The sequence below is a fragment of the Actinotalea ferrariae genome (assembly GCF_019733465.1).
Classification (GTDB): domain Bacteria; phylum Actinomycetota; class Actinomycetes; order Actinomycetales; family Cellulomonadaceae; genus Actinotalea; species Actinotalea ferrariae_A.
This window is the reverse complement of record NZ_JACVQL010000066.1, coordinates 466-7939: the sequence shown is the minus strand read 5'-3', so window position 1 is coordinate 7939 and position 7474 is coordinate 466. Positions and strand designations below refer to the sequence as shown.

Here is a 7474-nt window from a genome sequence, read left to right as displayed (position 1 = left end):
GTCCGGGGTGCCGCCGCCCTGGTCCGGCCGCGGCTCGGTGCCCGCACCCGCCGGTCCTGACACGGCGCCGCCGAGCGGCCGCGGCTGGACGATCGCCGCGGACTCGTCCGACGCCGGCTCGCGCGGTCCGGGCCCGCCGCCGCCGTCGGCGCCGACCTCGCCGACGGCGTCGGTGGCGTCCGGGCGCGGCGGGAACAGGCCCGAGGGCGCGCCCTTGCCGTCCCAGTTCAGCAGGTTGACCTTGGCGCGCCGGCTCGCGGGGTCGGCGATCGTGTCCGCCGTCTGCCGCTGCTGGAGCATGTGGAAGTTCTCGACCGCGATGGGGTCGTTCCGGAACGCGCCGCCCGAGCCCTCGCCGAAGGGACCGGACTCGTTCATGCCCGGGCCGCCGTCGTAGTCGAGCGCGCACTCGGTCGCGAGCTCCTCGAGACCGTGCGCCTGCTCGGCGTGCGCCGCGGGGATCACGTAGCGCTCGTCGTACTTCGCGAGCGCGAGGAGCCGGTACATCTCGGTGAGCGTCGACTCCGCCATCCCCACGGACGCCGGGATCTCGGGGTTGCCGGGCCGGCCCATGTTCAGGTCGCGCATGTACGAGCGCATCGCGGCGAGGCGCTTGAGCACGGCCGTCACGGGCGCGGTGTCCCCCGCCGTGAAGAGCTCGGCGAGGTACTCGACCGGGATGCGCAGCGTGTCGATCGCCGCGAACAGGTTGTGCGGGTCCTCGCCGTCCTCCCCGGTCTCGGCGACGACGTCGACCACGGGCGACAGCGGCGGGATGTACCAGACCATCGGCAGCGTGCGGTACTCGGGGTGCAGCGGCAGCGCGACCTCGTAGGTGTTGATGAGCGCCCAGATCGGCGAGCGCTGCGCGGCCTCGACCCAGTCCCGCGGGATGCCCGCGCGCTCGGCCTCACGCTGCACCACCGGGTCGGACGGGTCGAGGAAGACCCGACGCTGCGCCGCGAGGAGCTGGGTCTCGTCCGGCTCGCTCGCCGCCTCGAGCACCCGGTCGGCGTCGTAGAGCACCAGCCCGATGTAGCGCAGGCGCCCGACGCACGTCTCGGAGCAGATGGTCGGCAGGCCGACCTCGATGCGCGGGAAGCAGAAGGTGCACTTCTCGGCCTTGCCCGTGCGGTGGTTGAAGTAGACCTTCTTGTACGGGCAGCCCGTGACGCACTTGCGCCACCCGCGGCACGCGTCCTGGTCCACGAGGACGATGCCGTCCTCGGCCCGCTTGTAGATCGCGCCCGAGGGGCACGACGCGGCGCACGACGGGTTGAGGCAGTGCTCGCAGATGCGCGGCAGGTAGAACATGAACGTCTGCTCGAACTCGAGCTTGACCTTGTCGGAGACCTTCTGCAGCACGGGGTCGGCGGTGGCGAGCTCGGGGGCACCACCGAGGTCGTCGTCCCAGTTCGCGCTCCACGAGACGTTGATGTCCTTGCCGCTGATGAGCGACTTCGGGCGCGCGACGGGCGAGTGCTCCTGGAGCGGCGCGTTGGTGAGGTTCTCGTAGTCGTACGTCCAGGGCTCGTAGTACTCGTCGAGCGACGGCTGCTTGGGGCTCGCGAACACCGTCATGAGGTTCTTGAGGCGACCGCCCGCCTTGAGCTGCAGCCGGCCGCGCTTGTTGAGCGTCCAGCCGCCCTGCCACTTCTCCTGGTCCTCGTACGTGCGCGGGTAGCCCTGGCCGGGCCGGGTCTCGACGTTGTTGAACCAGACGTACTCGGTGCCGGTGCGGTTCGTCCACGCCTGCTTGCACGTGACCGAGCACGTGTGGCACCCGATGCACTTGTCGAGGTTCATGACCATCGCCATCTGAGCCATGACTCTCATCGCGCTCCGCCTCCGCTCGTTCCTCGCTCCGGACGTCGCCGCTCGGTTGTCGCTCGCGCTCCGCCTCCGCTCGTCCCTCGCTCCGGACGTCGCCGCTCGGTTGTCGCTCGCGCTCCGCCTCCGCTCGTTCCTCGCTCCGGACGTCGCCGCTCGGTGACTCGCATGTCAGTACTCCACCTCCTGGCTCCGCCGACGGATGACCGTGACCTCGTCGCGCTGGTTGCCCGTGGGGCCGAGGTAGTTGAACGCGTACGCGAGCTGCGCGTAGCCGCCGATGAGGTGGCTCGGCTTGATGAGCAGCCTGGTCAGCGAGTTGTGGATGCCGCCGCGGCGGCCCGTCGTCTCGGACCTCGGCACGTCGATGAGCCGGTCCTGCGCGTGGTACATGTACACGGTCCCCTCGGGCATGCGGTGCGAGACGATCGCGCGGGCCACGACGACGCCGTTGCGGTTGACGGCCTCGACCCAGTCGTTGTCGCGGATCCCGACCTTGGCGGCGTCCCGGTCGCTCATCCAGATCCCGGGACCCCCGCGCGACAGCGACAGCATGAAGAGGTTGTCCTGGTACTCGGAGTGGATCGACCACTTGTTGTGCGGGGTCAGGTACCGCACGGTCACGCCGAGCTGTCCGGCCCCCGCACCGTCGACGCCCCCGTCGACGGCAGCCACGTCGCCCACGCGCGTCTCGGCGAAGAGCGCCTGCATGTTGAGCGGCGGCCGGAACACCGGCAGCCCCTCGCCCATCTCCGTGATCCAGTCGTGGTCGAGGTAGAAGTGCTGGCGTCCCGTGAGCGTGTGCCACGGCTTGAGCCGCTCGACGTTGACCGTGAAGGGCGAGTACCGGCGGCCGCCGTGCTCGGTGCCGGACCACTCGGGTGAGGTGATCACCGTCGTCGGCGCCGCCTGCGTGTCCGCGAACGTCACGAGCTTGCCCTCGTGCTCGGCCGCGAGGTCCGCCATGCGGGTGCCCGTCCGCCTCTCGAGCGTGTGGAAGCCCTGGACGGCGAGCCGACCGTTCGTCGTCCCCGACAGCGCGAGGATCGCCTCGCACACGTGCACGTCGCGGCTGAGCAGCGGCCGCCCGTCGGCGACGGAGCCCGGCTGGTCGGGCGCGACGCGCGCGACGCCGTTCTTGCGGGCCAGGTAGTCGACCTCCTTGCCGACGTCGAACGTCACGCCCTTCGTCGTCAGACCGACCTTCTCGGGCAGCGGCCCGAGCGTCGCGAGCTTCGCCGCGACCGCCGGGTAGTCCCGCTCGACCGTGACGAGCTTCGGCATGGTGCGGCCGGGGACCGGCTCGCACTCGCCGGCCCTCCAGTCCTGGACCCGACCGTGCGGGTTCGCCATGGCGTCCGGGGTGTCGTGCGTCAGCGGCACGGCGACGACGTCCTGCCGCGTGCCGAGGTGCCGGACCGCCAGGGCGCTGAAGGTCCGCGCGAGCGTGTGGAAGATGTCGAAGTCGGTGCGCGTCTGCCACGGCGGCGCGATCGCGGGGCTGAACGAGTTCACGAACGGGTGCATGTCCGTGGTGTTGAGGTCGTGCTTCTCGTACCAGGTGGCCGCGGGCAGCACGACGTCGGAGTAGATGGTCGTGCTCGTCATGCGGAAGTCGAGCGAGAGCAGCAGGTCGAGCTTCCCGGTCGGCGCCTCGTCGTGCCAGACGACGTCGCGCGGCCGCGCCTCGGGCGGCGCCTCGCTCGCGAGGAGGTTCGAGTCCGTGCCGAGCAGGTGGTGGAGGAAGTACTCGTTGCCCTTGCCGGAGGACCCGAGCAGGTTGGCGCGCCAGACGGTCAGGACCCGCGGGAAGTTCTCCGGCGCGTCCGGGTCCTCGGCCGCGAACCGCAGGCGTCCGGCCTTGAGCTCCGCGGGCACGTGCTCGGTGACGGGCACGCCGGCCGCGGCGGCGTCGTCGGCGAGGTCGAGCGGGTTGCGGTCGAAGGTCGGGTAGGACGGCATCCAGCCCATGCGCGCGGACTGCGCGATGACGTCGGCCGTCGTCTTGCCGGACAGGTCGCCGCCGGGCGCGCCCGGCACGGCCGCGGCGAGAGTGTCGGCGCCGAAGGCGTCGTAGCGGAACTGGTTCGTGTGCAGGTACCAGTACGCCGTCTGGATCATGGTGCGCGGCGGGCGGGCCCAGTCGTTCGCCGTCGCGTACATCTGCTGACCCGTGACGGGCCGCACCTTCTCCTGGCCCACGTAGTGCGCCCAGCCGCCGCCGTTGACGCCCTGGCAGCCCGTCACCGTGGTGAGCGTGAGGAACGCCCGGTAGATCTGGTCGGAGTGGAACCAGTGGTTGGTCCCGGCGCCCATGAGGATCATCGAGCGGCCGCGCGACTCCTCGGCGTTGGCGGCGAACTCGCGGCCGATGCGCTCGGCCTTGGCCGCCGGCACGCCCGTGAACTGCTCCTGCCAGGCGGGCGTGCAGGGGGACGTCGCGTCGTCGTAGCCCGTGGGCCACCGGCCCGGCAGGCCCTCGCGGCCGACCCCGTACTGCGCCAGCAGCAGGTCGAAGACCGTGGTGACCAGGTGCTCGCCCACGCGCCGCACGGGCACGCCGCGCCGGACGACGTCGGCCCGGCCGTCGAGCGTGTCGAAGCGCGGCAGCGCGACCTCGACCGCCTCGCCGCCCGGGCGCGCGAGGTCGCCGCCCGCGCTCAGCAGCGGCTCGACGTCGCCCAGGTCGAGGTTCCAGCGACCCTCGCCCTCGTCCCCGAAGCGGTGGCCGAGCGTCCCGCCCGGGACGACCGGCTTGCCCGTGCGGCCGTCGATGAGGACTGTCTTGAACGCGGCGTTCTCGCTGCGCGCCTCCGCGCCGGGCAGGTCCTCGGCCGTGAGGAACTTGCCGGGGACGTGCACGCCGTCGTGCTCGTCGAGCCGGACGAGGAACGGCAGGTCGGTGAACCGGGAGACGTAGTCCACGAAGTACGGGACCCGGCGGTCGACGAAGAACTCCTTGAGGGTCACGTGGCCCATGGCCATCGCGAGCGCGCCGTCCGTGCCCGGCTCGACCGCGAGCCACTCGTCGGCGAACTTGACGTTGTCGGCGTAGTCGGGCGAGACCGCGACGACCTTCTGGCCGCGGTACCGCGCCTCGGCCATCCAGTGGGCGTCCGGCGTCCGGGTCACCGGCAGGTTCGAGCCCCACATGACGAGGTACCCGGCGTCCCACCAGTCGCCGGACTCGGGCACGTCCGTCTGGTCGCCGAACACCTGCGGCGAGGCGACCGGCAGGTCCGCGTACCAGTCGTAGAACGAGAGCATCGGCGCGCCGATGAGCGCGTGGTACCGCGCACCGGCGCCGTGGGACACCATCGACATCGCGGGGATGGGCGAGAAGCCGGCGACGCGGTCGGGTCCGTACCGCCTGATCGTGTGGACCTGCGCGGCGGCCGCGATCTCGACCGCCTCGTCCCACGTCGCCCGGACGAGCCCGCCCTTGCCCCGCGCCGCCTTGTAGCGGCGCGCCCTGACCGGGTCGTCGACGATGCTCGCCCACGCCTCGACCGGGTCGCCGCCGACGGCGGCCTTCGCCTCGCGGTACATCTCGAGGAGCAGGCCGCGCACGTAGGGGTAGCGGATGCGCGTGGGCGAGTACGTGTACCAGCTGAATGCGGCGCCGCGCGGGCAGCCGCGGGGCTCGTACTCGGGGCTGTCGGGGCCGACCGACGGGTAGTCGGTCTGCTGCGACTCCCACGTGATGATCCCGTCCTTGACGTAGACCTTCCACGAGCACGAGCCGGTGCAGTTGACGCCGTGGGTGGACCGCACGACCTTGTCGTGGCTCCACCGGTCCCGGTAGAAGACGTCGGCGTCGCGGCCGCCCTCGCGGTGGATGGTGCGCAGGTCCTCGGAGACCTCGCCGCGCCGCAGGTACCTGCCGAGCCGCAGGACGACGTCGGAGGCCGGGCCGTCCAGGCCCGGCGCCGACCCGGCCGGTACCTGCGGGGCGTCCTGTGTGGTCACGGTGCGCGTCCTCTCGGGAGGTGTGGCTCTGCGGTCGGGGTCGGGGCAGCGGTGCCGCGGGCGGGGGTCACCCGGTCACGGCGGCGCTCCTCCGGGCCGAGCGGCGGACGGGCCCACGTGTAAGGGCCGCGGTGCCGAGGCACGCGACGGCGAGCAGGTACAGCCCGGCGCTGTAGTCGCCGGTGAGGTCGAAGAAGGTGCCCATGACGAGGGGTGGGACGAAGCCGCCGAGTCCTCCGGCCGCGCCGACGAGGCCCGTCACGGCGCCGACCTTCTCGGGCGGCGCGAGTCGCCCGACGAGCGCGAACGTCGCGCCGGAGGACGCACCCAGCAGGGCAGCGAGCCCGAGGAACGCGACCGTGCCGGCCGGGAGGAGCTCGAGCTCGAGGCCCGCGAGCACGGCGAGGAGGGCCGAGCCGGTGAAGCACACGACCAGCACGGCGACGGGGTCGAACCGGTCGGACAGCCAGCCGCCGACCGGACGCATCGCGACGGCCAGGACGACGAAGCCTGCGGTGCGCAGGGCGGCGTCCTCGGGCGTGAGCCCGTACGCGTTGATGAGGTAGGTCGGCAGGTAGACCGAGAAGGCGACGAAGCCGCCGAACCCGATCGCGTAGAGGACCGAGAGCTGACCGGTCGCCGGCAGCTTCGCGGTCGCCCAGGTGCGCGCCACGAACGAGCCCGCGGGCCGGGGCCGGCCCGGGGCGTCGCGCACGAGCGCCGCCGCTGCCGCGGCGTAGAGCACGAGCGCGGCAGCGACGATGAGGAAGGGCGCGGCCTCGCCGACGCCCTCGCGCAGACGGACGGTCGTGAACGCGGAGATCGCCGTGCCGCCCATGCCGATGCCGAAGATGCCGAGCGCGGTGCCGCGGCGTGCGGGCGGGTACCAGGAGCTCACGAGCGGCACGCCGATCGCGAACGTGGTGCCGCCGAGCCCGAGGAAGAACCCGCCGACGAGCATCGCCACGAAGGACTCGGCCACGAGGCCGACGAAGAGCACGGGTAGGACGGTGAGCAGGCTCACCACGGGGAACATGACGCGCGCGCCGATGCGGTCGGTGAGCGCGCCGACCGGGATGCGGCCGAGCGACCCGACGACGACGGGGACGGCGACGAGCAGGGACTGCTGGAGGCCCGTGAGGTCGAGCCGGTCCCGGTAGGCGGCCCCGAGCGGGCTGATGAGCGCCCAGGCCCAGAAGTTGACCATGAACCCGAGCGTCGCGAGGACGAGGTTGCGGGTGGCCACGCCCGTCGTCGGCTGAGGCGTCGGCCCACCTCTCGGCGTGACCCCTGCGTGCTGCCGGTCTCCCGTCACCACCGCACCATCCCCCGTCGTGCGACTCTCCGGCGCCATCGCCGGTCGGTCTTGCGAACGTAGCACCGGCCCCCCGGCGCGTCCCGCCAGCATGGTCAGGTACGTCCGAGACCACCACCCTTGACCGCCCACTCGCGCGCGGTCCGCGGCCTCGCAGGCCGATCCTCCCCGGCCGATCCGGGCCGACGCGGGACCAAGGTCGGTTGCCGTGGCCGGCCAGAGCGTCGCGCCCGCCCCCCGCCGCCGGTCGCGATGCAGCGCCGGCTCGGGAGGTCCCGCGCGACAGCCGCGCGTCGCCCTGCAGGGCCGGTTCGGGAGGTCTCGCGCGACAGCCGCGCGTCGCCCTGCAGGGCCGGTTCG

3 protein-coding genes are annotated in these 7474 nt (G+C 72.7%); all 3 read right to left on the bottom strand.

Annotated elements, in window-relative coordinates:
• Positions 1-1836 (bottom strand): nitrate reductase subunit beta (gene narH / locus ICW40_RS06010; RefSeq protein WP_221652930.1); only part of this gene is annotated, 1836 nt, incomplete at its 3' end.
• Positions 1837-2001: 165 nt separating this feature from the next.
• Positions 2002-5799: a nitrate reductase subunit alpha gene (locus ICW40_RS06005; RefSeq protein WP_221652929.1), complete on the bottom strand. Its 3798-nt coding sequence runs from the start codon at positions 5797-5799 to the stop codon at positions 2002-2004.
• A 67-nt stretch (positions 5800-5866) separates the two neighbouring features.
• Positions 5867-7045, bottom strand: coding sequence for an MFS transporter (locus ICW40_RS06000; protein ID WP_308121653.1), 1179 nt, complete (start codon positions 7043-7045; stop codon positions 5867-5869).
• Between the last annotated feature and the right edge of the window lie 429 nt (positions 7046-7474).